This is a genomic window from Mycobacterium sp. AMU20-3851, from assembly GCF_043974665.1.
Lineage (GTDB): Bacteria > Actinomycetota > Actinomycetes > Mycobacteriales > Mycobacteriaceae > Mycobacterium.
On record NZ_CP146371.1, the window covers coordinates 1,611,286 to 1,637,919 of the forward strand.

General features: G+C 67.1%; 30 protein-coding genes. 11 read left to right on the plus strand and 19 right to left on the minus strand.

Features of this window, described 5'->3' with window-relative positions:
• The first annotated feature begins 11 nt into the window (after positions 1–11).
• The 4 genes from V4U86_RS07870 (at position 12) to V4U86_RS07885 (ending at position 3,811) form a co-directional block, all read left to right on the plus strand.
• Positions 12–1,310, plus strand: a complete 1,299-nt coding sequence (locus tag V4U86_RS07870; protein ID WP_395310703.1) for an amidohydrolase family protein — start codon at positions 12–14, stop codon at positions 1,308–1,310.
• Positions 1,311–1,343: 33 nt separating this feature from the next.
• On the plus strand, positions 1,344–2,090 hold the full coding sequence (locus tag V4U86_RS07875) for an SDR family NAD(P)-dependent oxidoreductase (protein WP_395310704.1): 747 nt from the start codon (positions 1,344–1,346) through the stop codon (positions 2,088–2,090).
• Positions 2,091–2,178: 88 nt separating this feature from the next.
• On the plus strand, positions 2,179–3,369 hold the full coding sequence (locus tag V4U86_RS07880; protein ID WP_395310705.1) for a cytochrome P450: 1,191 nt from the start codon (positions 2,179–2,181) through the stop codon (positions 3,367–3,369).
• Positions 3,370–3,451: 82 nt separating this feature from the next.
• Complete coding sequence (locus V4U86_RS07885) at positions 3,452–3,811, plus strand: limonene-1,2-epoxide hydrolase family protein (protein WP_395310706.1); 360 nt, start codon at positions 3,452–3,454, stop codon at positions 3,809–3,811.
• A gap of 12 nt (positions 3,812–3,823) precedes the next feature.
• Here V4U86_RS07885 and V4U86_RS07890 read toward each other — a convergent pair whose 3' ends face one another.
• The 5 genes from V4U86_RS07890 to V4U86_RS07910 are packed head-to-tail and all read right to left on the minus strand — an operon-like array spanning position 3,824 to position 8,730.
• Positions 3,824–4,774, minus strand: coding sequence for a TIGR03564 family F420-dependent LLM class oxidoreductase (locus V4U86_RS07890; RefSeq protein ID WP_395310707.1), 951 nt, complete (start codon positions 4,772–4,774; stop codon positions 3,824–3,826).
• Positions 4,774–5,745, minus strand: coding sequence for an NADPH:quinone oxidoreductase family protein (locus tag V4U86_RS07895; protein WP_395310708.1), 972 nt, complete (start codon positions 5,743–5,745; stop codon positions 4,774–4,776). Before V4U86_RS07895 ends, V4U86_RS07890 begins: the two co-directional genes overlap by 1 nt.
• Positions 5,742–6,725, minus strand: a complete 984-nt coding sequence (locus V4U86_RS07900; RefSeq protein ID WP_395311957.1) for a phosphotransferase family protein — start codon at positions 6,723–6,725, stop codon at positions 5,742–5,744. Before V4U86_RS07900 ends, V4U86_RS07895 begins: the two co-directional genes overlap by 4 nt.
• A gap of 44 nt (positions 6,726–6,769) precedes the next feature.
• Positions 6,770–8,071, minus strand: coding sequence for an acyl-CoA dehydrogenase family protein (locus V4U86_RS07905; protein ID WP_395310709.1), 1,302 nt, complete (start codon positions 8,069–8,071; stop codon positions 6,770–6,772).
• A complete protein-coding gene (locus tag V4U86_RS07910) occupies positions 8,071–8,730 on the minus strand; it encodes a TetR/AcrR family transcriptional regulator (protein ID WP_395310710.1) in 660 nt (219 codons plus the stop codon). Before V4U86_RS07910 ends, V4U86_RS07905 begins: the two co-directional genes overlap by 1 nt.
• Before the next feature lie 68 nt (positions 8,731–8,798).
• Here V4U86_RS07910 and V4U86_RS07915 point away from each other — a divergent pair, with 68 nt between their 5' ends.
• Positions 8,799–8,972: a hypothetical protein gene (locus V4U86_RS07915; protein ID WP_395310711.1), complete on the plus strand. Its 174-nt coding sequence runs from the start codon at positions 8,799–8,801 to the stop codon at positions 8,970–8,972.
• Position 8,973: 1 nt separating this feature from the next.
• On the opposite strand, the gene V4U86_RS07920 is transcribed toward V4U86_RS07915, so the two are convergent.
• Positions 8,974–9,756, minus strand: coding sequence for an emopamil-binding protein (locus V4U86_RS07920; protein WP_395310712.1), 783 nt, complete (start codon positions 9,754–9,756; stop codon positions 8,974–8,976).
• A gap of 236 nt (positions 9,757–9,992) precedes the next feature.
• Between V4U86_RS07920 and V4U86_RS07925 the strand changes: the two genes are divergently transcribed.
• The 3 genes from V4U86_RS07925 to V4U86_RS07935 are packed head-to-tail and all read left to right on the plus strand — an operon-like array spanning position 9,993 to position 11,788.
• A complete protein-coding gene (locus tag V4U86_RS07925; RefSeq protein WP_395310713.1) occupies positions 9,993–11,270 on the plus strand; it encodes a cytochrome P450 in 1,278 nt (425 codons plus the stop codon).
• The gene (locus tag V4U86_RS07930; RefSeq protein ID WP_395310714.1) at positions 11,267–11,455 is read left to right on the plus strand and encodes a ferredoxin; all 189 of its coding nucleotides are present in this window, start codon (positions 11,267–11,269) and stop codon (positions 11,453–11,455) included. The genes V4U86_RS07925 and V4U86_RS07930 overlap by 4 nt, the downstream gene beginning before the upstream one ends.
• Before the next feature lie 48 nt (positions 11,456–11,503).
• Positions 11,504–11,788: a DUF1330 domain-containing protein gene (locus V4U86_RS07935; RefSeq protein ID WP_395310715.1), complete on the plus strand. Its 285-nt coding sequence runs from the start codon at positions 11,504–11,506 to the stop codon at positions 11,786–11,788.
• A gap of 150 nt (positions 11,789–11,938) precedes the next feature.
• Here V4U86_RS07935 and V4U86_RS07940 read toward each other — a convergent pair whose 3' ends face one another.
• From V4U86_RS07940 to V4U86_RS07980, 9 genes are all read right to left on the minus strand, one after another.
• The gene (locus V4U86_RS07940) at positions 11,939–12,703 is read right to left on the minus strand and encodes an alpha/beta fold hydrolase (protein ID WP_395310716.1); all 765 of its coding nucleotides are present in this window, start codon (positions 12,701–12,703) and stop codon (positions 11,939–11,941) included.
• 4 nt (positions 12,704–12,707) lie between these two features.
• Positions 12,708–12,902, minus strand: coding sequence for a ferredoxin (locus V4U86_RS07945; protein WP_395310717.1), 195 nt, complete (start codon positions 12,900–12,902; stop codon positions 12,708–12,710).
• Positions 12,899–14,104 (minus strand): cytochrome P450, encoded by a 1,206-nt coding sequence (locus V4U86_RS07950; RefSeq protein ID WP_395310718.1) that lies wholly within the window; start codon positions 14,102–14,104, stop codon positions 12,899–12,901. The genes V4U86_RS07945 and V4U86_RS07950 overlap by 4 nt, the downstream gene beginning before the upstream one ends.
• Before the next feature lie 119 nt (positions 14,105–14,223).
• Complete coding sequence (locus V4U86_RS07955; RefSeq protein WP_395311958.1) at positions 14,224–14,994, minus strand: NAD(P)-dependent oxidoreductase; 771 nt, start codon at positions 14,992–14,994, stop codon at positions 14,224–14,226.
• A gap of 29 nt (positions 14,995–15,023) precedes the next feature.
• Positions 15,024–15,842 (minus strand): NAD(P)-dependent oxidoreductase, encoded by an 819-nt coding sequence (locus V4U86_RS07960; RefSeq protein ID WP_395310719.1) that lies wholly within the window; start codon positions 15,840–15,842, stop codon positions 15,024–15,026.
• Positions 15,842–16,726 (minus strand): alpha/beta hydrolase, encoded by an 885-nt coding sequence (locus V4U86_RS07965; protein ID WP_395310720.1) that lies wholly within the window; start codon positions 16,724–16,726, stop codon positions 15,842–15,844. Before V4U86_RS07965 ends, V4U86_RS07960 begins: the two co-directional genes overlap by 1 nt.
• Before the next feature lie 89 nt (positions 16,727–16,815).
• Positions 16,816–18,474: a thiolase C-terminal domain-containing protein gene (locus V4U86_RS07970; RefSeq protein ID WP_395310721.1), complete on the minus strand. Its 1,659-nt coding sequence runs from the start codon at positions 18,472–18,474 to the stop codon at positions 16,816–16,818.
• A 1-nt stretch (position 18,475) separates the two neighbouring features.
• On the minus strand, positions 18,476–18,724 hold the full coding sequence (locus tag V4U86_RS07975) for a ferredoxin (RefSeq protein ID WP_395310722.1): 249 nt from the start codon (positions 18,722–18,724) through the stop codon (positions 18,476–18,478).
• Positions 18,721–20,004: an NADH-ubiquinone oxidoreductase-F iron-sulfur binding region domain-containing protein gene (locus V4U86_RS07980; RefSeq protein WP_395310723.1), complete on the minus strand. Its 1,284-nt coding sequence runs from the start codon at positions 20,002–20,004 to the stop codon at positions 18,721–18,723. Before V4U86_RS07980 ends, V4U86_RS07975 begins: the two co-directional genes overlap by 4 nt.
• A 36-nt stretch (positions 20,005–20,040) precedes the next feature.
• On the opposite strand from V4U86_RS07980, the gene V4U86_RS07985 reads away from it, so the two are divergent.
• Complete coding sequence (locus tag V4U86_RS07985; protein ID WP_395310724.1) at positions 20,041–20,514, plus strand: hypothetical protein; 474 nt, start codon at positions 20,041–20,043, stop codon at positions 20,512–20,514.
• A 5-nt stretch (positions 20,515–20,519) separates the two neighbouring features.
• Here the strand turns inward: V4U86_RS07985 and V4U86_RS07990 are convergent, their stop codons facing one another.
• Genes V4U86_RS07990 through V4U86_RS08005 form a run of 4 tightly spaced genes read right to left on the minus strand, consistent with a single transcriptional unit; the run spans position 20,520 to position 24,124 of the window.
• Entirely contained in the window at positions 20,520–21,440 is a 921-nt protein-coding gene (locus V4U86_RS07990; RefSeq protein ID WP_395310725.1) for an alpha/beta fold hydrolase, read from the minus strand.
• Positions 21,437–21,829, minus strand: coding sequence for a Rieske (2Fe-2S) protein (locus V4U86_RS07995; RefSeq protein ID WP_395310726.1), 393 nt, complete (start codon positions 21,827–21,829; stop codon positions 21,437–21,439). The genes V4U86_RS07990 and V4U86_RS07995 overlap by 4 nt, the downstream gene beginning before the upstream one ends.
• Before the next feature lie 2 nt (positions 21,830–21,831).
• Positions 21,832–22,974 (minus strand): amidohydrolase family protein, encoded by a 1,143-nt coding sequence (locus V4U86_RS08000; protein ID WP_395310727.1) that lies wholly within the window; start codon positions 22,972–22,974, stop codon positions 21,832–21,834.
• 19 nt (positions 22,975–22,993) lie between these two features.
• On the minus strand, positions 22,994–24,124 hold the full coding sequence (locus tag V4U86_RS08005) for an amidohydrolase family protein (RefSeq protein WP_395310728.1): 1,131 nt from the start codon (positions 24,122–24,124) through the stop codon (positions 22,994–22,996).
• Between the two features lie 250 nt (positions 24,125–24,374).
• On the opposite strand from V4U86_RS08005, the gene V4U86_RS08010 reads away from it, so the two are divergent.
• Complete coding sequence (locus V4U86_RS08010; protein ID WP_395310729.1) at positions 24,375–25,427, plus strand: acyl-CoA dehydrogenase family protein; 1,053 nt, start codon at positions 24,375–24,377, stop codon at positions 25,425–25,427.
• Entirely contained in the window at positions 25,411–26,586 is a 1,176-nt protein-coding gene (locus tag V4U86_RS08015) for an acyl-CoA dehydrogenase family protein (RefSeq protein ID WP_395310730.1), read from the plus strand. The genes V4U86_RS08010 and V4U86_RS08015 overlap by 17 nt, the downstream gene beginning before the upstream one ends.
• Positions 26,587–26,634 lie beyond the last annotated feature (48 nt).

Below are 26,634 nucleotides of genomic sequence, written 5' to 3' on the forward strand. Positions count from 1 at the left end.
AGGGGACGAGGATGCTGGTGATCACCAACGCGAAGGTCTTCGACGGCCGACAACTGTTGTCCGGCAGACACAGTGTCACCATCGACGGGAACACGATCAGCACGATCGACGACGCAGCACCGGTCCCGCCGGCCGATGTCGTCGACGCCAACGGCATGACGCTGATGCCGGGCCTGATCAGCAGCCATTTGCATTCGGACTTCTACAAGTTCAATATCGCCGACAGCGACCGGCTGGGCAAGGAACGCCCGCCGGGTGTGCTGATGGCGATCGGGGTGCGCACCTGCCGGGTGCTCTTGGAGAGCGGCTTCACCGGCTTCTCGGGCGCGTCGTGCTCCAATGACATTGATGCGCAATTGAAGATGGCCATCGAGGAGGACATCATCCCGGGCCCCCGGATCCGGGCGTGCGGGCATCACCTCGGCACCACCGGCGACATGAACAACGGCGGTCGGTGGTGGAAGGCGTACGAAACTCCGGGGACCGACGTGTGCGCCGACGGTCCGGATGCCCTGCGCGCACTGGTGCGCCAGGAGATCAACCGTGGAGCAGAAACGATCAAGATCTTCGCCAGTGCCGGGCACGGCCAGCCGAACCGCACCATTCGCAACATGTCTCGCACAGAGATCGCCGCGATCATCAGTACTGCACATGAACGGGGCGCCAAGGTCCGCGCCCATGTTGCCGACAAAGCAATGATCATGGAGTGCATCGAACTCGGGCTCGACGTCGTGGACCACGGCGACGAGGTCGACGAGGAGGTCATCGCCGCGATGGCCGAAGCCGGAACCTTCTGGGTGCCCAGCCTCATCTTCCTGCGCAGCTTGCTCGAGCTCGGCTACGCCGAGAAGTTCGGCGTCACCCGGGCACAGTACGACCATGTCCGGGCGATGTTGCCGCTGGCACAGGCGGCCGGGGTTCGCATCCTGATCGGTGACGATTACAGCGGGGTCTTCCGTGACGTGATGGACGACGACCCGCTGGACCACCAAGTCGGCAACTACGGTCGTGAATTCGCCTACTACGGACAGATCGAGGGTCTGGCACCGGTCGACGTGCTCAGCTGGGGCACGGCCAATGCCGGTGAGCTGCTGGTGGATCCGCCGTCCCGGTCCGGCGTGATCGAACCCGGTGCACTGGCGGATCTGATCATCGTCGACGGTGACCCCGTCGAGGATCTGTCGCTTCTCGCGCGTCCCGACGAGGCGTTGCGGGCCGTCATCCGAGATGGACTCGTGGTCATCGATCGATTGGGTGACAACGCGGTCGACAGGCCGCATAAGGAACTCAGCGCAGTGCCGGCCCGATAGCAGCAATGTGTCCAGGAACGAGGAACAGTGCCCATGACGCAGCATCAAAAGGTCGTGTTCGTCACCGGCGCGGGCTCGGGAATAGGCCTGGCCGCAGCCGCGGCGTTTGTCCGGCGCGGATACGCGGTGGCACTCGCCGATGTCGACCAGGAGGCCGGACTCAAGGCCGAGGCGCAGCTCAGTGCCTGGGGTCCCTGCAGTTTCCTGCCGTGCGATGTGACCGACGATGAGAATGTCGCCGCTGCGGTGGCCCGGACCGTAGCGACCTTCGGCCGTCTGGATGCCGCCTTCAACTCGGCAGGCATCGACGGAGAGCACGGTAAGCGCACCGCCGAATGCAGCATGGAGAACTGGAACCGGGTGATCGCCGTCGATCTGACCGGCACCTGGTCGTGCATGCGGCATCAGATCCCGGCGATCATCGATGCCGGTGGCGGGGCGATCGTCAACTGCGCCTCGGTGGCCGGCCTGCGGGCCGCCCCGACCGTGCCGGCCTACACCGCCGCTAAGCACGGCGTGGTCGGGCTGACCCGGGTGGCGGCGCGCGAATACGCCGGCCAGGGTGTGCGGGTGAATGCGATCTGCCCGGGAACCGTCGACACACCGATGTTCCGGCGCTCGATGTCAGCGGAGGTGATAGAGGGTCTGCTCACCGCCACACCCATCGGTCGGCTTGCCGAGGCCGACGAGATCGCCGACATCGCCGTGTGGCTGTGCGACGACGCCCCGGGCTTCCTCACCGGCCAGGCCATCGCGGTCGACGGCGGAATGGGCGCGTGATGACGTGGCGGTGACGAAGCCGCGCACGAGCATCCGAGGATTGCCACTACTCACCGAAGGGACCGGCCACATGCCCACACAGCAGGTAATGTCCGCGAGCGACGTGTACTACGACCCTTACGACCTGGAGATCAATCGCGATCCCTACCCGACCTTCCGGCGGTTGCGCGATGAGGCACCGCTGTACTACAACGAGCGGCACGACTTCTACGCGGTCAGTCGCCACACCGACGTGGCGAAGGGCCTGTCCGATCGCGACACGTTCAAGTCGGGGCGTGGCAATATCCTCGAACTGATCAAATCCGGTATCGAGATGCCCCCCGGGCTGGTCATTTACGAGGATGCGCCCACCCATGCCATCCACCGCAAACTGGTGTCCAAGATGTTCACTCCGAAGACGGTGGCCGCACTGGAGCCGAAGATCCGGGCATTCTCGGCCGATTGCCTGGACCCGTTGATGGAACTCGACCGGTTCGATGTGATCGCCGAATTCGCCGCCCGGATGCCGATGCGGGTCATCGGGATGTTGCTCGGCATCCCGGAGGAGGATCAAGAACAGATCCGCGACCGCAGTGATGCCAACCTGCGGGTAGCCCCCGGTAAGGCCATGAAGTTCAAGGAGGACAACCTCGTTCGCAGTGGGGTGTTCGCCGACTACCTCGACTGGCGCGTCGACCATCCGTCCGACGACATCATGAGTGAATTGCTGCACACCGAGTTCGTGGATGAAACCGGCACCAAGCGGCGGCTGACCCGCAGTGAGATCCTGGCCTACATCCAGGTTGTCGCCGGTGCAGGCAACGAGACGACCACGCGGTTGATCGGTTGGACGGCCAAGGTGCTCGCCGAGCATCCCGAACAGCGCCGGCAACTGGCCGAGGACCGGTCCCTCATCCCGGGCGCCATCGAGGAGATCCTGCGCTTCGAGCCGCCCGCGCCGCATATCGGCAGGTACGTCGCGGTCGACACCGAGTTCCACGGCCAGCCGGTTCCGGCCGGCAGCGCAATACTTTTCGTGGCGGGTGCGGCCAACCGTGACGACCGTGTCCACCCTCATCCCGATGTCTTCGACATCCACCGCAAGATTTCGGGGCTGCTCACCTTCGGGATAGGCGCGCATTTCTGCCTGGGCGCCGCCCTGACCCGCCTCGAAGGCCGAATCGCCCTCGATGAGCTCCTGACCCGATTCCCGGACTGGGATGTCGACCTCGCCGCGGCGAGCCTGTCACCCACGTCCACGGTCCGGGGTTGGGAGGAACTGCCGATGGTTGCGTCATGACCCGGTGGGGAACCGGTAAGTGCCCGCTACGAATCTTCAAAGGAGTGCAAACAGAGTGTCGCAACAGCTGGATGGGAACACAATGACAGCCGAGCAGATCGTCCGCGCCGAGATTGCCGCATGGGGCCGCAACGACGTCGACGAGGTCATCAGTCATTTCGCCGAGGATGCAACGTTCGATATCGGGCCCGACTGGCCGAAGTTGACCGGCCGGGCGGCGATCCACGAAATGATGAAAGCCTTCTTCGCCGGTGGTAAGTGCGTCGACTTGGAGGTCCGTTATCTCGCGGTGGACGGCGATGTGGTGCTGATGGAACGCTTCGACCACTGGGTCGTCGACGGTAAGCAGAAGAGCTGGCCGGTCATGGGGGCTTATCAGGTGCGGGGCGAGAAGATCGTCGCGTGGCGCGAATACTTCTATCCGCCCACGGATTCTCACTAGCGAATCAGCGCACTAGAGTTCACCGATCCCGGCCAGGAACTCTGCAGTGCGCCGCCGGGATGCCTGCCGCGCGGCAGCGTCGGCTCCGATCGGGACGATCCGGGCGGCGAGATCGGTGACGCCGGCGTCCCGGTAACCCTGCAGGCAGGCGAGCACCGCGGTTTCGTCACCGGCGGCCATGGTGTCGCCGACATCCTCGGCGCCACCGTGCTCGAGTAGCCGCACATAGTTCGGCGACAGATGCGCATGCCCGAGAACCTCGCTCGCGTGGGCGCGGGCGGCATCCACCTCCCCGGGTGCGCACACCGCGACCGGAACGCCGGCGACCACCCGTGGGCGGGCGCGTCCGGCCGAATCCGCAGCCTTGTTGATCCGGGGTGCGATGTGCTCGCCGATCGCCCGTTGATCCGCCATCCACAGCAGGGTCCCCTCGGCGCGTTCACCGGCGATCCGCAGCATCGTCGGACCGAGCGCGGCGAGCAGTACCGGCACCGTCTCCTCGGTGACGTCCACCGGGCTGTGTACCGCGAACGCATCGTTGTCGACGTCGACCGTTCCGGGTCCGGCGAAGGCTGCGAGCAGCACATCCAGATGATCGCGGACCAGCGCGGCCGGCCGGTCGTATGACAACCCCAACTGTCCCTTGATGATCCAGTCATGAGAGGGGCCGATGCCGAGGGTGAACCGGCCCCCGCACGCGGCCTGGGTGGTCAGGGCCTGCTGAGCCAGGATCATCGGATGACGCGTCTGGATCGGCACCACCGCCGTGCCGAGTTCGATGCGGGAGGTGCTCGCCCCCATCAGGGCCACCGCGGTCAGGGCGTCCAAGTATCCGGGCACCTGCGGAAACCAGAACGAGCTGAATCCGGCCGACTCCGCGGCGACCGCTTCGGCGAGCAATCCCGGCAACCGGTCGGGGCGCGCGCGCTCCCGGTCCGAGCCCACCATCAGTCCGATACGCATCACTGTCCTCCGATGTCGATGATCACTTTGCCGATCGCGTGCCCGTCGGCGACATGGCGCAGCGCCGCGGCGGTGTCGGTGAGCGGGTAGGTCGCCCCGATGTGCGGGGTCACCGCACCCGAGACCAGCAGATCCGCCAGCTCGTCCTCGTTGCGGCTGAACTCGCGCGCGTCGATGTCCTGGAACTGGAAGCCCATGATCTGAATGCCTTTGACCAATACCAGATTCAACGGGATGCGCGGGATGGTGCCGGATGCGAACCCGATGGTGACGAACCGGCCGCCGCGGCGCAATACGCGCAGTGCCGGTTCGGAGAGCTCCCCGCCGACCGGGTCGAGGACGGCCGCCGCGCCGTCGGGCAGCGTCTGTTTGAGCGCTGTCCGCAGTTCGGCACTCCGGTGGTCGATCACCTCGGCCGCACCGTGCCGGGCAGCCGCGTCGAGTTTGTCCGCCGAGGACGCGACGGCGGTGACCCGCGCGCCCAGCGCCGTGGCGAGCGCGACCGCTGCCAGGCCGACACCGCCACCGGCCCCGAGCACGACGACCTCATCCCCGGGGCGAATCCGGGCCACCGACCGCAGGGTGTGGTAGGCGGTGCGGAACGCCACCCCGGACGCCGCGGCGGTGTACTCGTCGACGGTGTCGGGGATCGGTGTCAGACCCGTGGTCGGGGAGCAGACCTGCTCGGCGAAGGCGCCGAACATCCCGGCACCGGTCACCCGGCAGCCGACGGTGAAATGCCCGGTGTCACCACAGGTCTCGGTGATGACGCCGGCGAACTCGCTGCCGGGGACGAACGGTGGCGGGACCTTCACCTGGTATTGGCCGGCGACCAGCAGCACGTCGGGGAAGTTGACCGCCGCGGCGGTGATCCGCACGCGCACCTGACCGTCGGTGAGGACGGGGTCGGGCAGGTCCTCGACGCGGACCACCTCGGGCGGGCCGTAGGCCGGGCAGAGCGCGGCCTTCACCGGTAGTCGGTGGTCTCGGCCAGGTCGGCGGCCGAGCGCATCAGGTCGGTGACCACCGGCCCGAAGGCCAGCAGCTTCTCGTCGTCACCGGCGCGCTGGAAACCCTGTTCGAGCACGATCGCCAGTTTCCACTTGGCCAGCACCAGGTAGTAGTCCAGGTCGTCGACCTGGCGGCCGGACACCTCGGCGTAGTGCGCGACCACCTGGTCACGCGACGGCGCGCCGCGCATGTCGACGTAATTCATCGCGGCGGTGTCGTTTTCGTCCGCCGGCCAGCTCTGGACCATCCAGCCCAGGTCCAGTTTGGGGTCGCCCACGGTCCCCATCTCCCAGTCGACCAGCGCGGCGAGTTGAGCCGGTGCGCCGTGCTTGTACATGACATTGGCGAACTGGTAGTCGCCGTGCATCAGACCGGGGATGAAGTCCAGCGGCCTGTGTGCCTTGAGCCACGCCGTCGCGGTGTCCAGTCCGGGCAACTCGCGCTTCTTGATGCGCTCGAAGAATCCGATCCAGCGGTCCACCTGGCGCTCGTGGAACCCGTCCGGGCGGCCCAGATCGTGCAGTCCCTTCGCCTTCCAGTCGACCTTGGACAGCAACGCGATGCCCTCGGCCAGTTGGTAACTCAGGCCGGGGCGGGTGCCCAGATCGCTGTTGAACGGCTCCGGCCAGGTGCCGTGGGTGTCCATGGGGGACCAACCGTCGACGAACCCCATCAGGTAGAACGGCCGGCCCAGGACGGCGGGATCGTCACATACCCCGATGGCCGTGGTGTGCGGTACATCGGTGCCGTCGAGGGCCTCGATGATGCGCCACTCGCGCAGGATGCCCTTGTCGCGGTCCGCGGGTGCTCCCGGCGGTGGCATCCGGATGACACAGCGCTCACCGTCGCGGGTGAGTTCGTAGATGACGTTCTGGGTACCGCCGGACAGGAACCGGGCCTGTAGCGGTGCGCCGCTGCCCGGCAGGCCGGCATCGTCCATCCAATCGGCAACGCGGGCAACATCGATCGCGGGGGCGCTGTCGCTCACAGATTTCCCGCTTCCATCTCGAGGTACTCGGCGAACCGGGCGCGTGCGGCGTCCCGCTTGCCGGGCAGCCATTCCGTGGGCCACAGTCCGTCGGTACCGGTGTAGCCGCGCAGTACCTGCTTGGCGACCGTGGTCTTGTGTACCTCGGTGGGTCCGTCGGCCAGGCCCATCACCGCGGCACCGGTCACCATGCCGAGGAAGGGCATCTCGTTGGTGACGCCGAGTGCACCGTGCACCTGCATGGCCCGCCAGGCTATGTCGTGCAGCACGGTGGGCATGACGACCTTCACCGCCGCGATGTCCTTGCGTACCTTCTTGTAGTCGTTGTACTTGTCGATCTCCCACGCGGTGTAGAGCACCAGCAGCCGGAACTGCTTGAGTTGGGCGTAGCTGTCGGCGATGTAACCCTGCACCGCCTGCTTGTCGGCGAGCAGACTGCCCGCGGTGTGCCGGGACAGGACCCGTTCACACATCATGTCCAGTGCCTTCTGCGCCAGCCCGATGGTGCGCATGGCGTGGTGGATACGCCCGCCGCCCAACCGGGTCTGCGCGATGACGAAGGCCTGGCCCTCACCGCCGAGCAGTGCCGAGTCGGGTACCCGGACGTTGTCGTAGTGGATCAGCGCATGGGATCCGTCGCCGTCGGCCTCCCCGTAGAGCCCGGAGTTGCGCACGATGGTCACCCCGGGTGCGTCGGTCGGCACCAGGAACATCGACATGCCTTGGTAAGGGCTGACATCGGGGTTCGTCACCACCATGACGATCAGGAACGACGCGGTCGAGGCGTTCGACGAGAAGAACTTGTGCCCATTGATGACCCAGTCGTCGCCGTCGCGGACCGCGGCGGTGGTGAACTGGGTCGGATCGGCACCGCCCTGCGGTTCGGTCATCGAATAGCAGGAGAACACCTCGCCCTCCAACAGCGGGCGCAGGTAGCGGTCCTTCTGTTCGGGAGTGCCGTAGTGGGCGATGATCTCGGCGTTACCGGTGTCGGGCGCCTGGCAACCGAAGATGATCGGCGCCCACTGCGATCGGCCCAGGATCTCGTTGAGCAGAGCGAGTTTCAGTTGCCCGTAGCCCTGCCCGCCGAGGTCGGGCCCGAGGTGGGTGGCCCACAACCCTTTCCGGCGCACCTGTTCCTTGAGCGGGTCGACCACGCGCCGGCGAGCCTCGTTCAGCGGGGTGAACTGCAGGTGCGGCCAGATCAGGTCCAGCGGCTCGACCTCGTCGCGGACGAAGGCATTCGCCCAGTCCAGGAGTTCGGCGAACTCCGGGTCGGTCTCGAAATCCCATGCCATCACGGTCTCCTTTGTCCGGTGGTCCCTGCGATCAGGGTGGCGATATCGGCGCCGACGACGTCGACGAAGGAACGGGTGCCGAAAGCGCCTGCGGCCCAGTGCCGCGCGCCCTCGCTGACCATCATCATGGCCAGATAGGCGAGGTGGCCGGTGTCGATATCGGCAGGTAATTTGCCGTCGGCCACCGCGCGTTCGAACAACTCGGTGAACATGCCGCCGTCCAGGTCGGGACGGCCCTCTCCGCTGGCCAGCAGGCGGTGCTCGTGCCGGTAGCCCTCCAGGATGGTCTCGATGACCAGCTCGCGCGGATTGCGGGTCATCGACCGCTCCAGGTCGGTCAGCGCCGCGCCGACCACGGCGTCGATGTCGTAGTCGTCGTCCAGCAGGGTGGCGATGGTGCGCTGCGCGGACCGGGTGGACATCACGCCCACCTCGAAGAGCACGTCCTCCTTGCGGGGGAAATAGAAGTAGAACAACGCCTTCGAGACGCCGGCGCCCCGGCAGATCTCGGCGACGGTGGTGTTGGCGTAGCCGTTGGTGCGCCACAGCGCCATGGCGGCCTGGACCAGCATTCGTTTGGTCGCGCGCGAGTTGGAGCGTTGGAACGTCGCCCGGCGCTGACCACGGTCAGCTTCCACGTTGCGCTGTGATGCGGGCACTTTCGCACCGTACCGTGGAAGACGGAAGCTGACCAGAGTCCAACTAAGGATGCTGGCAGACTGGTCACATGGCGTTGCGCGTCGCGGGTGCCGCGTTCGGGCTGCTGGCTCTGGTGGCCGGCGGATTGCAGTTGTGGGCCTACGGAGCCACCGGCGGTCCGCGGCACCTGATCCTGGGTCTGTTCGCCGGCGCGGTCGGGGCTTGCGTGATCGTGGCGGTCCGGCGCGGCCGCCGGGGCTGATCTAGGGCTTCGGTCCCGCTCGGCGGGTCAGATGGTCGATCTGGCGGTATATCGCGATGAGCGCGAAGAACGGCAGGATCATGAACGGCACGTTCTCGGCGATGAACTTGAACCAGAGGCCGAACGCTCCCTGGCCGATGTCGCCGAATCCGGCACGGACCTCGGACAGGAAGTAGACACCCGTGCTGCTGATCAGCATGGCGCAGCCGGCGAAGGCGACCCACAGATTCCTGATCCGGGACTCGATCGGTAAATCGGTGCGCATCAATCGGATCCACACGATGAACAAAAGGGTGCCGGTGATGACGCCGACCAGCTCGAGGCCGAAGATCCAGGCGTTGCCACTGGTGTAGCGGGTGTCGGCCAGGCCGTACTGCCACCACAGCCACTTCCAGCCCGGATCGGCGGTCGGAGTCCACCAGTTCAGCGGGTGGCCGATGAGGAAGATGGTCTCGTAACCGAGCTGGCTGCCGGCGGTGTAGGGCAGATAGATCATCGTCAGTTCGGCGGCGCGTTCCAGTCGGGGACGCTGCTCGTCCCGTCCGGTCCAGAGGTAGACCAGTGGCAGCACGATGACCGGCAGGCCGAAGGCCAGGTTGGCGACGACGTCGACGGTGAACGTCGGTGGTAGCAACCCCGTACCGACGCCCACCACCGCCGCGGTGAATGCGAACCCGGTGATCGCGGTCAGGGCGAGATAGGCGTTGCGACGGTGTGGCGCCCAGGGGCGGGCCAGGTTCGGTTCGTCGGCGCCGATTGCCGACGATGCGAGTTCGGATGTCATGGTGTGTCCCGTCCGTGCCGTGCGGCACTACCTCAGCGGAGGATAGGCGTTGAGCCGGGTCATGTTGAGCGAACGCTCAACATCGCGAGAATCTGGTTTCCGCTTGGTGGCGATGAGCGGGGCGATTAGGCGTTTGCCCTCGTTGACGGCGAAGCGGCGCTATGGAAATGTAATACTCAACCGTGAGAGTCGCATTCTCATAGTTCTGAGACCGGTCAGTGAACGGAGTGACACATATGGCGATCGATCCCGCCGGCATCGACTGGTTCAAGGACCCCCGGCTGGTCGACGACCCCTACCCGTATTTCAACGCGCTGCGGGACAAGTGCCCGGTCCAGTCCGAGGACATCTACGGCGTGACCATGGTGACCGGCTGGGAGGAGGCCGTCTCGGTCTACAACGACGAGCAGACCTTCTCCTCGTGCACCTCGGTCACCGGTCCGTTCCCGGGCTTCCCGGTGCCCCTGGAGGGGCGCGACGATGTCGCCGAACTCATCGAGAAGCACCGCGACGAGCTGCCGTTCAGCGACCAGCTGCCCACCCTGGATCCGCCGGTGCACACCAATCACCGCTCGCTGATGATGCGGCTGATCACGCCCAAGCGCCTCAAGGAGAACGAGGACGCGATGTGGCAGCTGGCCGACGAGGTGCTCGACGACTTCCTGGTCCCGGGCAAGGGCGAGTTCATCAAGGGGTTCGCCAGCCCCTTCACCCTGCTGGTGATCGCCGATCTGCTCGGTATCCCGCCGGAGGACCGCAACGCCTTTGTCGACGGGATCTCGAAGAACTCCGGCGGCGGCGTGGGCAGCACCGGGGACGAGGCGCTGTCGCACAGCCCGCTGGAATTCCTCTACGAGCAGTTCGAGGCGTACATCGAAGACCGCCGCGCCAATCCCCGTTCGGACATCATGACCGGAATGGCCACCGCGCTGTTCCCTGACGGCACCACCCCGAGCCCCGGTGACGTGGCACGGGTGGCTACCAACGTCTTCTCGGCCGGCCAGGAGACGACCGTCCGGCTGCTCGGCACGGCGCTCAAGGTGCTCGGTGACCGGCCGGACATCCAGCGACAGGTCCGCGCCGACCGCAGCCTGCTGCCGAACTTCATCGAGGAGGCACTGCGCTTCGAAAGCCCGGTCAAGGGTGACTTCCGGCTGTCCCGTACCCCGGTCACGGTGGGGGACAAGGAATTGCCGTCCGGCCGTACGGTCATGGTCGTCAACGCCGGTGCCAACCGCGATCCGCGCCGCTTCGAGAATCCCGACGACTTCGATCCGGCCCGCAAGAACGCCCGCCAGCACCTGGCCTTCGGCCGCGGTATCCACAGCTGCCCCGGGGCACCGCTGGCCCGCGCCGAGACCCGCGTCGGCCTGGAACGGTTGCTCGACCGCACCACCGATATCCGCGTCTCCGAGGAACACCACGGCCCGGCGGACAATCGCGACTACAACTACATCCCGACGTTCATCCTGCGTGGGCTCACCCACCTGCACCTGGAGTTCGATGTGAAATGAAGGTTGCCGTCGACGAGGACCGGTGCGCCGGCCACGGCATGTGCCTGACGCTGTGCCCCGAGGTGTTCGACCTGTCCGACGACGGTTGGGCGGTGGCCGCGCCCGGCGAGGTGCCCGCCGAGCATGAGGCCGCGGTTCAGGAGGCCATCGACTGCTGTCCCGAGAATGCGATCCACCAAGTTTGACCTACTACGTCTGACCAACCACGTTCACCGACAAGGAGATTCGAAACTGTGGCCAAGGGTTATGTGATCATCACCGAGGACATCAAGGATCCGGCCGGCATGGCCGAGTACGGCAAGCTGGCCAGCAAGGCCATGGCCGGCGCCACCGTGCTGGGCTTCGGCCCGGCCGTGGAGACGCTGGAGGGGGAGTGGCACGGCACCCAGACCGTGCTGCTGGAGTTCGAGTCGGTCGAGGCGGCCAAGGAGTGGTACTACTCCGACGCCTACCAGGAGGCCGCCAAGCTGCGCCAGGCCGCCGCCGACTGCAACGGAGCGATCCTCTCCGGCTTCTGACCTCCCGCTCCGACTTAGTCCGGGAAGCCCCGGCGCGGCGTCAGCGGCGTTGGGGCTTTCGCAATGTCACGCTGAGAGCGCCGTCATCGATATATATGCATGACGCCGCTGCCAGGATGACATTGCGATAGGGCTTGCCACAGAACAGCCTCAGTGCGGGACCAGCGGCCCGATCGGCCGGGTGGTCGTCGCGTGCACCAGCAACTCGGCCAGTTCGCCGGGGCGGCTCAGGAACGGGGAATGTGAACTGTCGATGGCCAGCTGCTGCACCCCGAGCCGACGGGCGACGGTGTCGGCGAGCCAGCGCGGCATCGACCTGTCCTGTTCGCAGACAATGAAACTGCGCGGCAGGTCGGCGGCCCAGAAGCTGGGCACCGACACCGGGGTCACCGTGGTGTCGCCGAACCGTTCCGGGCCCAGCCGCTCGAACGCCCAGCGGGCGGTCTGCTCGTCGCAGTCGTGGTAGAAGTACTTCCACGCCCCGTCGAAGTCGGCGAACGTCATGGCGCCGTCCTCGTCGAACGTCAGGTAGCCCAGCATCTCCCCGACATCGGCGTCGAAGCCCTCGGCCGGTTCCTCGTCATCGCGCATGGCCATGGCCTCCGGGTACGTGCGTCCCTCCCGCGGCAGCGCGGCCGCCAGATACACGATGTGGCGCACCAGATCCGGTGCGGCGTCGGCGGCCAGCGTCGCATCGAATCCGCCACCGGAATGGCCGACCAGGACGTCGCCGGCCCGCAGCACCCCGAGAATCGCGTCACGACGGTTGGCCAAGGTGGACTCCTGGTCCACCCGGGCGCCGTGCCCGGGCAGATCGACGGCGATCCCGTCGTGGCCGAGTTCGTTCAGCGCGGCGATGGTCCGATCCCAGCACCAGGAAGCGTGAAACCCGCCGTGTACGAACAGGAATCGCATCCGACTATGTCTCGATGGAGATCGCCTGCCGGGGACACTGCCGCACGGCCTCGCGGATCTGCTGTTCGTTGTCCGGCGTCACCTCGTCGGTGAGCACATGCAGGTAATCCTCCTCGTCGAGGTCGAACACCTCGGGGATGATGCCCATGCAGACACCGTTGCTCTCACACAGGCCGAAGTCGACGACGATCTTGCTCATGACGCCAGCCTGCGCACCGGGACGTGCGAGTACCCGGCCACGTTCTGCATGTGAACGCGTTGCAGCCCATCCCATTTGACTTCGTAGCGAGGCATGAAGTCGAGGAGTTTCTCCAGCGCGATCACGCTTTCCATCCGGGCCAGCGCCGCGCCCAGGCAGCTGTGGATGCCGTAGCCCAGGCCCAGATTCTGTGCCTCGGTGCGGTCGCGTTCGATATCGAACTTGTCGGCGTCGGTGAAGGCCCGCTCGTCGCGGTTTGCGGCGGCGCTCAGCAGGAAGACCGGTTTGCCCGCCGGGATGGTCCCGCTGGGCACGTGCGCATCCTTGAGCGTGTAGCGCACGTTGTACTGCACCGGTCCTTCGTAGCGCAGCAGTTCCTCCACGGCGGCCGGCACCAGCTCGCGGTTGTCGAGCAGCTTCTGCCACTGCTCGGGATTGCGGGCGAACAACACCATCGCGGTGCCGACCAGCTTGGTGACCGTCTCGGCGCCCGCCCCGCCGAGCAGGGTGGCGAATCCGGTGATCTCGATGTCGTCGAGCTTGTGCAGTTCACCGTCCTCGCGCGGGATCTCCGCGGCGATGAGCCGGCTGATCATGTCGTCGGTCGGGTTCTCCCGACGTTTCTGCACCAGTGAGTAGTAGTAGATGCCGGTGTCGATGTTGGCCTGCATCCCGGCCTCGGAGTAGCCGATCTGACCGGGTTCGCGGGACAGGCTGGTGTCGATCCAGTGCCGCACCATCTGGCGGTAGTCCGGTTCGACCCCGGCCATCCGGGTGATGACCTCGACGGGGAACGGGCCGGAGAAGTCCTGCACGATGTCGAACTCGTCGGAGGTGATCTGGCCGAGGTAGTGGTCGACCTGCTCGACGATGGTGTCCCGCTGGGCCTGTACCGCGCGGGGGGTGAAGGCCTTGTTGAGCAGGCTGCGCATGTGTCGGTGATCCGGTGGGTCCATGAAGATGATCGACTTCTGCGGCGGTTCACCGGACTGCACCATCGCCAGATCGCAGCCTCGCGACGAGGAGAATGCCTCGTGGTCCTTCAACGCTGCCGAGACGTCTTCATGCCGGGTCAGGGCATAGAAGTCGCGTTTGGGGCAGTAGTACAGCGGCGCTTCGTTGCGCATCCGTCGGTAGATCTCGAACGGGTTCTCGAAGTATTCGTCCGAGAATGGGTCGAAGACGAGTTCCGCAGTGGTCATACCCGAGTCCTCCTCCGGGGTGTGGCTGACACCCCTTGCGCGTTACGGAAGGCTTTGAAACTGTAACGCTAACAGTAGTCCTGACAGTGCAGGTGCGAAACGGCTGATTTCGTGACGGTTCACGCCTGGGACCCGATGCCCAGACCGGCGTCCACCACCGCGTCGAGTCGCCCGAGGTCGGCGCCCAGTTCGGTGACGGTCTGCCGGACGACCGCGACATCCTTGCCGATGAATTCGCCGACGGCGGCGATGAAGGCGGCGGTGGACCCGGCGCGCGCGACGTTGCCGAGCGCACGGCTGGCACCGCTGCCGTGCGGCAACGCCTCCAGCAGAGCGCTCTCTTGCACGCCGAGGCTGCCGGCCAACTTCGCTGCCTCGGCCAGCAGCCCGATCTGCGCGGCGAACAGCGTGTTGTTGATCAGCTTGACCTTCTGGCCGGCGCCGAGCGCCCCCACATGCAGCACCGGGTCGCCGTAGGCGGCCAGCACCGGCCGGGCCCGCGCCACCGCCTCCTCGGTTCCGCCGACGAACAGCGTCACCTGCCCGGCGGCGATATCGTGCGGACCGCCGCTCACCGGGGCATCGAGCACCGCCAGGTGCGGCGCCAGATCGCGGAGCCGCTCGACGGTGTGCGGGCTGCCGGTGGTGTGCACCACCAGGGCCGCACCCGCCGGTATCGCGGCGAGCAGATCGGCGCGCAAGACCTCGCGCACCTGGTCGTCGGTGAACAGACACACCACCACCACCTCGGCCCCGTCGACCGCGGCGTTGGCATCGGCGACCGGGGCGGCACCCAACTCGGTGACCGCGGCCCGCTTCGCCTCGCTGCGCCCGAGCACGCGCACGTCGTGGCCGGCCTGCACCAGACGCGACACCATCGGTGCGCCCATCCGGCCGGCGCCCAGGAAGCCGACCCGGCTCACCTCGGGTGATCCATCAATCCCAGTGCGGCATCGGCGGCGTCGAACACCGCGCCCTCGGCGGCCGAAGCGTCCTTGGCCAGCGCCGCGGCGTGGCGGCAGTCCTTCTGCAGCAGCGCGCCGGCGATCGGAGCCAGGTTGTCCAGCGTGCCGCCGAAGGCGGCGATGCTGCCGAGTGCCTTGCTGGTGGCCGACCCCCGGGTGATCACCTCGCACAGCCGGTCCCGCGGCACACCGAGGGACTCGCCGAGTTCCAGCGCGCTCATCGCGCTGCCGAGGTTGGCGGTGAACAGCAGGTTGTTCAGGATCTTGGCGACCTGCCCGCTGCCGATCGGGCCGAGGTGCACGATCGGATCGGCATAGGTCGCGAAGACCGGGCGGGCCCGCTCGACATCGGCCTCGTCGCCACCGAGCATCACCAGCAGGGTGCCCGCCTCGACGGCGGGACCGCCGCCGCTGACCGGAGCGTCGATGACCGAAACACCCTTCGCTGCCGCGAGTTCGGCGATCTCGCGGCAGGTGTCGGGATGGATGGTGCTGTGGATGGCGATGGTGCCGCCGCTCGCCATGCCGGCCAGTACCCCGTTCTCGCCGGAGATCACCTCGCGCACGTCGTCGTCGCCGACCACGCACAGGCACACCAGATCGCTGGCGGCACCGAGCTCGGCGGGACTGGCCGCGACCTTGGCGGCGGTGTCGGCGTAGGGCTCCAGCGACGCCGCCCGCCGGGCCCACAGCGTCAGATCGAACCCGCCCTCGACGATCCGGCGTGCCATCGGCCCGCCCTGACTGCCCAATCCGATGAATCCAACCCGCATCAACCGGCCTCCGCTTCTTTCACACCACCGGATCCGGTGGCGATACATTCCTCGATGAACGACAAAACCTGCGCGTGATAGGCCGGCGCCGACAGCCCGACGCTGAGATTGTGGCCGCTGTCCGGCCGCTCGGTGATCTGCACCCGCGGTGACACGGTGAACAAGGCCGCGAGGTCGGTCAGCGCGGCCGGGGAGGTTTCCCACACCCGCTCGTGCTCGGCGTGGCTGTACTGCACGGGGACTCGCACCTGCTCGGCCAGCGCCGGAAAATTCCGCCGCGGCCAATGCGCGCTCACCCGGCCCTCATAGGCGACGCCCGGCGCGTTCAGCGCCCCGGTGAGTACCTCGGACGGATACAACTCGACAGGCTCCCACAGCAATTCGCGCAGGCCCACCGGGCGTGCCGTCACACTGGCCTGGCTCAGCATCTCCTTGACCCCCGGCGCGTACCGCACACCGGTCCCGGCGAGTTCGACCCCGAGCACATCCGACGGTCCCATCTCGACCGTCATCCGCAGCGCCAGTTCACATCCCAGCGAGTGGGCGAAGACGAACAGGCCCGCTCCGCGGGGACCCGCTCCGAGGATCTTGTCGACCGCGCCCACGGCGAGCTCCACCCGGGCGGCCGGCTCGTCCATGGTGTCCTGGTACAGCGCCGAGGCGCCGTACCCGGGCCGGTCCAGCGCGACCACCGTGAAACCGGCTGCCGCGCCGGCGCGCAGCAGCGACAGGTCCGGGCGGCCGGGGCAGTCGAAGTACGCCGAGGTCGTCGCCCCGCCGTGGATCGCCACGATCACCGCACGCGGCTCCGGTACCGCGGCCACCAACGCGGACATCGGCACCGCGCCGACCATCACCACCCGGGGACGGACCGTGACCGTCATCGTGGGCCGCCGCTGTTTGTCGGCTCGGCTCCCGCTTGCTCCGGTCCTCGCTCGTTGCTCGCCGCGATCCTCACGCGCGCTCGCCTTCGCTAGTCATCGGCCCGCAGCAGCAGCACACCACTGGGGGTCAGGCCGCCGCTGCTGACCACCGCGACCTTGGCGTCGGCGACCTGGCGTTCCCCGGCATCGCCACGCAGCTGGCTGACCGCCTCGTGGATCAACCCCATGCCGTGGGTGCGGCCGTGCGAGAGCTGGCCGCCGTGGGTGTTCAACGGGATGACACCGTCACGGGCGATGGCCTTGCCGCCGTCGAGGAAGTCCTTGGCCTCGCCGATACCGCAGAAGCCCAGTCCCTCCAGCCAGGACAGGCAGTTGAAGCTGAAGCCGTCGTACAACTCGGCCACATCGACATCGTCGGGACGTAGCGAGGTGCGCGACCACAGGTGAGCGGACTGGCCGAGCACCTGCGGTTCGTGGGTGAGGGTGGTCTGGTCCCAGTCGAGGCGCTCGATGATCTGGGTGCCGACGGCCTCGAACCGGATCGGCTTGTGCGGCAGGTCCTCCGCGGCGTCGACGGCCGAGACGACGACGGCGACCGCGCCGTCACACGGCACATCGCAGTCGTAGAGCCCGAATGGGGTGGTGATCATCCGGGCGGACAGGTAGTCCTCCATGGTGAGCGGGTCACGGTAGATCGCCGTCGGGTTCAGGGCAGCGTTGGCGCGCTGGTTCAGCGCGATCCAGCCCAGCGTCTCGCGGGTGGTGCCGTACCGGTGGAAGTGCCGGGACGCGTTCTGCGCCAGCGTGTGTGCCGCCGAGATGCCACCGAAGGGGTGCTGCCAGTTGCTGGTCCGGGCGCCCCCGGGCGGGGACATCTTGCCTTCCTTCATCAGCTGCTGGAAGGTGGCCTCCCACAGGGTCCGGAAACACAGCACGTGGCGAGCCATCCCGGTGGCCACGGCCATCACCGCCGCGATGACCGAGCCTCCGGGCCCGAAGGTGTCCATGCCGCCGTTGATCCAGGTGGGCCGTAGCCCGAGGGCGCCTTCCAGTGCGCTGACGCCGCCCTCGCCCATGCCCGCCACGTCAAGACCCGGATAGGTCGACAGGCCGTCGATGTCGTCGAAGGTCAGCCCGGCGTCGGCGACGGCGGCCTCGCAGGCCTCGATGGTCAGCGACAGCGGCGGCACCATCAACCGGCGCCCCATGCGCGAGGCGCCGATGCCGGTGATGGCCGCAGCGTCCTCGAACTTCTCGGTGGTCAGCATCGGCCGCACGTACTTGCCGAAATCCGTTGGCGGGATCTCGTCTTCGGGCAGTGCGATCGGAGCGTCCGGATCGGTGGACGGGCTGAACACCGGCAGCCAGACATCATCGAGATGCAGGAAGCTCACCTCGACGGGTTGACCGATCTCCAGGCTGTCGGCATCGCAGTCGACGATGTTGGTGGTCAACCGGACCCGCGGATCCTCGAGAACGGCGACCTCGGCGATCACATACGGCGGCGGCAGATCCGGGAAACCGAACCGGTGGTTGACGCTGAACCCGGACAGCGTCGCCTTCCCGGACACCTCCCGCACGCCCAGATCGTGGCTGCGGCAGTACCGGCAGACGGGTGCCGGCGGATGGATCAGGGCCTGGCAGACCCGGCATTCCTGGATCCGTAGCTTCCCGTCGGCGCCCGAGGTCCAGAAGAACTCGTTCTGCGGCGTGAGTTGGGGAAGGGGGCGCCCTGGGATGGCGGACAAATCAGCTCCTTGCTGTTGTGGCCGGGGCATCGGTGGCCGCGGCGGCACTGCCCGGTGCCGGGATCTCGATGATGGCGTGCACCGGGCAGTCCAGTAGAGCACGCATCACCGCGTCGCGATCCTGTTCGGGCACTTCACCGTTGCCCTCCAGGCACGCGTACCCCCAATCGTCGAGGGAGAAGTACTCGGGCGCGTGCTTGGCGCAGATACCGAACCCGTCACACAGGGTCCTGTCGAGTTTGATTCTCATGACACCGCCTCAACTTCGAAGGGTCGCAGGGCCGTGAATCCGCCGCAGCCGGCGCAGCCGCCGTCGAGGTGGCTCTCCACCAGGGCGGGGAACTGGTCCAGCAGGCCGGCCGCCACGTTCGCCGCGCCGTCGAGCGTCGCGCAGGCACCCCGACCACGCAGCACCACCGACCAGCGGCGCAACCGGCCCACATCGTCGGAGGTGGCCGCACCGTCGCGCAGCGCTTCGGCGACGGCGGCCATGGCCGCGGTCCCGTTGAAGCAGGATCCGCACTGCCCGGCGTTCTCCCGGTCGAAATAGGACAGTACGGAGGCCGCGACGGCGACCGGGCAGTCCTCGGTGAGCACCGATATCGCCCCGCAGCCCAGACCGCTGCCCAGCGCCCGCATCGACTCGTGGTCCAGGGTGGCCTCGACGATGGACCGATTCAGCAGACCGGCGAAGTACCCACCCATCAGCGCACCGTTCACCGAGTCGGGGTTGACACCGTGCAGGACAAGCAGATCAGCGGTCTTGGTGCCGTGCGGCAGTTCGTAGAGCGCGGGTGGGCGGCCGGCGCCGGTGACGGTGGCCAGGAAGGTGCCCGGCGAGGCCTCGGTGCCGTAGCGCCGGAACTCGGCCGGGCCGTGACGCAGGATGAACGGCAGGTGCGCCAGCGTCTCGACATTGCTGACCAGCGTCGGGTCACCGCCGACGCCCTCCTCGAACACCCGCGGTGGCTTGTCGGTCGGTTTGGCGGGTCCACCGTTGATGACCCGGACCGCCGCCGATTCCTCGCCGGCGATGTAGGCGGGGTCGACGGTCACCACGGTTACCTGCAGCGGTCCCAACCGCTCGCCGGCGGCGGCCAGCGCAGATTCCACCGCGGTGGCGGCGTGCGGGTCGGAGACGTAGACGTACCCGCGCCGGGCGCCGACGACCTGCGCGGCCAGGCGCAGACCGTCGAGCACCAGGTGCGGCCGGTTGCGCAGCAACCAACGGTCTTTCACCGATGCGGGCTCGCCCTCCTCGCCGTTGGCGATCACCACGGTCTGACGGCCGGCCCGCGCGGCGGCGCGCACGGTGGTCAGCTTGACGGCCATCGGGAACGCCGCCCCGCCGCGCCCGAGCAGACCGGAACCGGACACCGCGTCGAGCAGCAATCCCGAATCCTCGAGATGCTGGTAGCCACCGGCGTCGACGTACTCGGGGAGCTCTTCGGCGGCGGTGCCGGTGCGTAGCAGCCGGGGGGTCAGTCCCGGCCACACGTCTACCTTGAGATCGGTTGCGGTGGTTGTCATGACCGGATTCTCCTTTCCACCGTTAGGCTGGCGGCCGTGAGAACCGCAGTGGTGCGTGTCGACGTCGATCCATCTGGGCGGTTGACACCCGCACAGCTAGCCGAGGGCATGGCAACACTCCGTGAGCTGTGTATGCCGATCGGCGCCGAGGTGGTCGCGGCGGACCTGGCCGAGATGCCGAGTAACCGCCGGGAAGTCGAGGTGCTGCTGGCCGGCGAGGATGGTGAGGCGCTGCGCGCCGAGGTCGTCACGTTGTGTGCCAAGGCTTTCGGAGAAGACGTCCAGCCTGGTGTGCTGACCTTCGTCAGCCGTGGCACCGACGACGATGCGCACGGCGTCCTGGCCGGGTTCGGCCTGGCCGGCGAGGTGAACCGGTTCCCGAGTGGACAGGGCTGGGACATCGTGGAGGTGACCCTGGACCGGGGCGACCTGGCACGGGTGCCCGAGAGCCGGATCCACACCGCGCTGGAAGCCTCGTTGAACAGCGAGGTGCGCATCCTGCTCCGGTGATGCCATCACGAGGCGTCCGGGGTGCCCAGGAACTCCAGAATCGCCGGGGCGGCCTGTACCCAGGTGTCGAACAGGCAGAACGTCTTTCCGCCACTCTGGGCGAACTTCTCGCCGGCGCGCTCCCAGGCGTCCTCGGGCCACGGCGGGTCGATCAGCTTCGACCCCTTGATCAGGCAGCTCACCTCAAGGGAGGTGCGCTTGGGGTGATCCCAGTCGTTCTCGCCGCCGCGGATGATCAGGGTGGGCACGGTGATGTTGTCGAACATCTCGTCGGGCACACCGGGAATGGTCTGCCCCGGCTTGGGCACGAAGGCGTTGAGCCAGCGCAGCATCACCTTGAGGAACTCGTCGGCGTCGAGGTCGAGCAGGCGCTGCCGGTTGACCGGATTCTGCTCGATACGCTCGCGCCATTCCGGCACGCTCAGCAGGCCCTTGATGCCGAGGCCGCGGACCGCGAGGATGCTGGGCGTCACATAGTGCCCGCCGAGCACGAACGAGCCGTAGACGCCGCCGACGATGTTCCACACCACCAGCTTTCGGACGATCTCGGGGTAGAGCATGGTGGTGAGCATCGAGTCCCGGGCGCCGCCGGATCCGCCGAGGATGATGCAGGGCCCGGCGTCGAGTGCGGTCACCAGTTTGTAGAGCGTCTCGGCCCGCATGTGGGATTCGCTCTGCCCGTAGAACTGCACATCGGATTTGCCGCAGTTGGGCCTGTCCCACAGCAGTACCCGGTACCCGCCCTCGACCAGTGCCTCGGCCAGCGGGCGCAAGCCGGGAATGTCCTTGCTGAACCGTCCACCGGGGGTCAGGGCGATCAATTCGCCCGTCTCGCCGAGGATCTCGTAGACGACGTTGCCGCCGTTGATCTCGATGGACTGCTCGCCGGCCGTCAGGGCGGGGCCGGAATCCGTCGATACGCTCATGCCTGCACCAGCACTTCGTCGCCGACCACTCGCACCGGGTAGGTGCGGATGCTCCACTCCGGTTTGACCGCCGTGGTCCCGGTGGCCAGTTCGAAGCCCCACTGGTGCCACGGACAGAAGATGTACTCCTTGTCGCGCACCATCACCGCGTCGCCGGGCACGTTCTCGTCGACGATGTTGAGCCCCCGCGCGCGCCCGGAGCACAGCGGGCCGCCCTCGTGCGGGCAGTAGTTGGCGATGGCGTAAAAGGTGCCGTTGACGTTATAGACCCCGACACCATGCCGCCCGATGGGCACCAGTTTGTGTGTACCGTGCGGGATCTCGTCGACGGTGGCCACCACGTGTTCACGCCCCTGGGCCAGCCGGGGCGTCTTGTCCGCTTGTGTCATGCCTAGAAGACCCGGACCTGGCCCTCGAGCGCCGGCACGGTGTCGGGCAGGTGATAGGTCTCGATCCCGTTGCGGAACATCACGGCCTCCCTTGCGTGTTCGGGCAGATGCTTGACCAGCCAACGCGGGTCGTCGAAGGTCCAGTGCGGGTAATCGCTGGAGAACAGCAGGATCTTCTCGCATTCCATCCACTCGAACGCTCGGGACAATTCGGTCTTGTCCTCGGGGTAGTCCAGTGGCTGCGTGGTGAACTTGATGTGGTCCTTGACGTACTCGCTGGGCTTGCGCTTGATGTCCATCCAGGACTTGCGGGCCTCGTAGATGGCGTCCATCCGCCACATCAGCGGCAGGATCCAGGTGAAGGCGTGCTCGACGAACACGATCCGCAGGTTCGGGTGCCGGTCGAAGGTGCCGTCGAAGATCAGGCTCATCACCTGGTTCGCGGCGAGCAGCGAGTAGGTGACCATGAAGTCGTGGTTGTAGCTGGGCAGCCCGACCGGCGGCATCGGCAGTTCGTCGTAGTGACTGCGCGACAGGTGGCAGCTGACGGTGATGTCGTGTTTGGTGGCAGCGGCCCAGATCGGGTCGTACTTGGGGTTGCCCCAGGACGGTCGCGGCTCTGCCTTGATCAGGATCTGCGCCATGTACGGGTGCCCGGCCCAGCGTTCGATCTCCTCGACACTCTTCTCGGGTTCCTCGATGGCCAGGCAGATCGATCCGCGCCACCGTTCGTGCCAGTTGTTGTGACTGTCCAGCCAGTGGTTGGCCTGCCAGTCGTTGAGGGCCATCGACATCGCGTGCTGTGCCTCCGGGATGCGCGCGGGGTACGCGGCGGGCTCCAGGATCGCGATATCCGCGCCGGCCTCCATGATCAGCTGCTTGAACGCCAGCTCCGGGTCGCTGCAGGGGAATTGGCCGTCGGCAGGGAAGGCGTCGGCGCGCATGGCGTAGGTGTGCGCGTAGTCGGGTGCGTCGTAATAGATCTGGTCGCCGACCTTGTGGGTGCCGAAGTACTTGCTGCGCCAGGGCTCGGGGATGTACTGCCCCAGCTCGCCGGCCCGGGGTGCGGGGTGGACGTCGGAGTCGACGCAGCGCACGGCGATCCGTTCGGGGGCGGGTGTCCGGGGATTGGCTGTAGTGGTCATGCTCTCCTCCTCGATACCTCTACTGTGCCGCAGCCGCGGAGGCGACGGATGAAGTTGCGTCGATGTCGATGCCGTACAACTCGGCTGCGTTGCGCCAGCACAACTTCTCGCGCTGTTCGGTGCTGTAGGAACTCGGCACCGTCAACTCGTTGAGCTGCCAGTGCGGATAGCTGGATCCGTACATGACCATGTCGTCCTTGCCGGTGAATCCGGCCCACTCGCCGGCGAAGTCGACATCCCCGGGGCCGTCCAGGAAGCCCTGCACGAAATAGACGTGGTCGGGCAGGTAGTCGCTGGGCATCTTGGGCGCCCACGGTGTCTGCTCCAAGTGCGGGCGGCCGAAGCAGTCCATCCGCCACATGAATGGGGTCAGCAGGTCGGCGGCGCCGTCGGCCCAGACGAACTTGAGCGTCGGCCATTTCTCGAAGACACCCTCGGCGATCATGTTCATCAGGTGATACAGGTAGTTCAGCGCGGTGAAGCCGACGAACTGCTCGTAGGTGCGGGTGATTCCGTTCGGGGTCGGCGGGAGCATCACCCCGGATCCCACCTCGAAGTGCACTGCGACCGGCAGTCCGGCGTCCACCGCGGCCTCCCACAGCGGCCAGAACTGGGGCTTGCCGTACAGCTCGCGGGTCTGCAGCGGGACGCCGAGCTGCACGATCCGCGGGTGGTCCTTGTACCGCTCGATCTCGCGCAGTGCCCCGGCGATGTCGTCCGGATTGACCCGCAGCGTGCCGCGGAAGCGCTCGCCGAACTCCGGATGATCCAGCCAGCGGCTCACCATCATGTCGTTGTGTGCCGAGGCCAGCGCAGAGCCGAGGTGGCGGTCGGGCATGACGCCGCGGGTCATCGGGTGCAGGATCGCGATGTCCACTCCCCGGTCGGTGAACAGGTGCTTGGCCGCGACGGCCGGATCCGAGCCCGGGTACTGCCCGTCGGGACCCGTTGTCCTGGGGGCGTATTCACCGCCGGGCGCGCCGTACCAGTCCATCTCGTAGTCCGGGAAGCCGCGGCTACGGAAGGGTTCCTGCAGGAAGTTCTTGCGCAGATCCTTGTTCGACTCGACGAAGATGTGCACGCTGGTGTCGATGACGGGCGTCGTGACAACCCGCGCTTCACCGCCGGCGCCGACCTTGAACTCTCTCACCGTGATTTCATCCTTCAGCTCTGGCCGACCGCGGCCGCCATCCTGAAACCCAGTGTAGATCCTTGTTCTTCAATATCAAGAATATTGTTCTCCAGCGGAACGCTTACATCGTCGCTGGTGAGAGTGTCTGCTGGTCAGTCGGGTGGCGGCCATTTTGCGAAAGTCGACCGGTCTGTCCGGAGAATCTCAACACCATTCATGAGAATGTTATTCTCCTGCGGACGGAACGAGTGGAGGCGGGAGGTGTCAGATGCTTCTGGAGTTCGACGCTGATCAGCGGCTTTGGCAGGAAACGGTGCGCGATGCAGTGGGCAAACAGTGCCCGGCGTCGCTGGTACGCGGGATAGCAGAAGGAACGGGTGACGCCGATGCGGCGGACCGGTTGTGGCGCTCGTACCTGGAGGCCGGATGGACGGAACTGACCGACCCGGAGAATGCGGTCGAGCTCGCCATCGTGCTCGAGGAGCTGGGGCGGGCCACCGACCCGACACCGTTTCTCGCCACGTTGTCCCAGTACGCGCCGCTGGCCGGGGAGCGATTCGATCCGGCCAAGGCCGGCACCGCGATCTATGAGGGTGTCAGCGCCAACTGGAGCAGGCAGGGCTGGGAACTGGACGGCACGTCGAAGTTCGTGCTCGACGGCGACCGTGCCGAGCAGTTGGCCGTCGTGACCCCGGCCGGGGTGTTCCTGGTCGACGGCGGAGCCGTCAATTCAGCAGGAGCCTCGGGCGTCAGCACCCGGCGCAGGGACGTCTTCGACCCGGTCCTGCACATCGCCGAGGTGACCTTCGACCGGGTCCGGGTGGAGGAGTCCGACCGCCTGGACCTGGACCCGTCGGCCGCGCTGGCGCTGGTGGAGCGGTCCCGGCACGTGGCCTTGATGGGGATGGCCATCACCATGGTCGGGGCATGTCAGCGGATCCTGGATCTGGCGCTCGAACACGCCAAGAGCCGGCATCAGTTCGGGGTGCCCATCGGCTCGTTCCAGGCCATCCAGCACAAGGCCACCGATATGTATGTGGCCATCGAACGGGCGCGGGCGTTGTCCTACTTCTCCGCGCTCACCATCGCCGCCGACGACCCGCGCCGCCGGATCGCCGCGGCGATGGCCAAGGCCAGCGCGGGGGAGTGCCAGACGCTGGTCTTCCAGCACGGCCTGCAGACCTTCGGAGCCATGGGCTTCACCTGGGAGAACGACCTTCAGTTCGCGCTCAAGCGGGCCAAGGCCGGCGAGCTTCTGCTCGGCGGCGCCGCCGAACATCGCGCGCTTATCGCCGAGGAGTTTGATGCAACTCGAATTTGATCCCGACGTCGAAGAGTTCCGCGCCGAGTTCTCGGCCTTCCTCGACGAGCATCTGCCCAGCGCGGCAGACACTTTGGAGCGTCCGCGCTCGGTCTCGCACATGCCGCAGTGGGCGCGTGACTGGCAGCGGTTGCTGTTCGACAACGGCTGGTTGCTACCCGCACAGCCGCCGGAGTTCGGTGGGCGCAATGCCACCGTGTTACAGACCTACGTCCATCTCGAGGAACTGTGCCGGCGCCGGATCTACCACAGCTTCAACCCGCAGGGCGTCAACATCATCGCCGCCTCGCTGCTGACCTTCGGCAGTGACGAGCAGAAGCAGCAGTGGGCGGTACCGGTGCTGCGCGGCGAGAAGACCGCCTCGCTGGGGATGAGCGAGCCGAGCGCCGGGTCGGATCTGGCCTCGCTGCGCACCAAGGCCGTCCAGGACGGGGACTACTTCGTCGTCAACGGGCAGAAGGTGTGGACCTCCGGCGCGCATGACGCCGACTGGCTGCTGACCTTCGTGCGCACCGACCCGGATGCCCCCAAGCACAAGGGCATCAGTGTGCTCATCATCCCGACCGATACCGACGGGGTGGTGTGCCGGCCGTTCGCCGACATCTGCGGTGAGGAGAACAAGGACTTCAACGAGGTCTTCTTCGCCGATGCGCGGGTGCCGGTGGAGAACCTCGTCGGCCCGCTCAACGGCGGCTGGAAGGTGGCCAACGGCTCCCTGGGGCACGAGCGCACCATGATGTGGCTGGGCTTCGCGGACCGGATCGCCAACTCGATCGGCGACTTCAAACCGTCCACACCGCTGGAACGGGACCAGCTGGCCTCGACGATCATGGACTACCAGGCGCTGCGCCTGCTGGGCTCGGTCGGGCTGGCCAAGGCGGCCCGCGGCGAGGTCGACGTGGCGTCCGTCTCGGTGCCGAAACTGCTGGGTGCCGAGGCCGAATTGCGGGCGTCGAACAACGCCCTGGTGGCAGCCGGATCCGAGGGGCTGATCCATCCCTCGTTCAGCGGGCCGTACGCGCACATGAACCTGGACCACTACTACGCGAGCTGGTTCGAGCGGTACGCGCGCAGCTTCTCCGGCACCATCGCCGGCGGTACCTCGGAGATCCAGCGCAACATCATCGCGCAACAGGTGCTGGGGTTGCCCCGCGGCTGATCCGGCGCACGCAAAAAGTCCCGCTTTCCGTCATCGGAAAGCGGGACT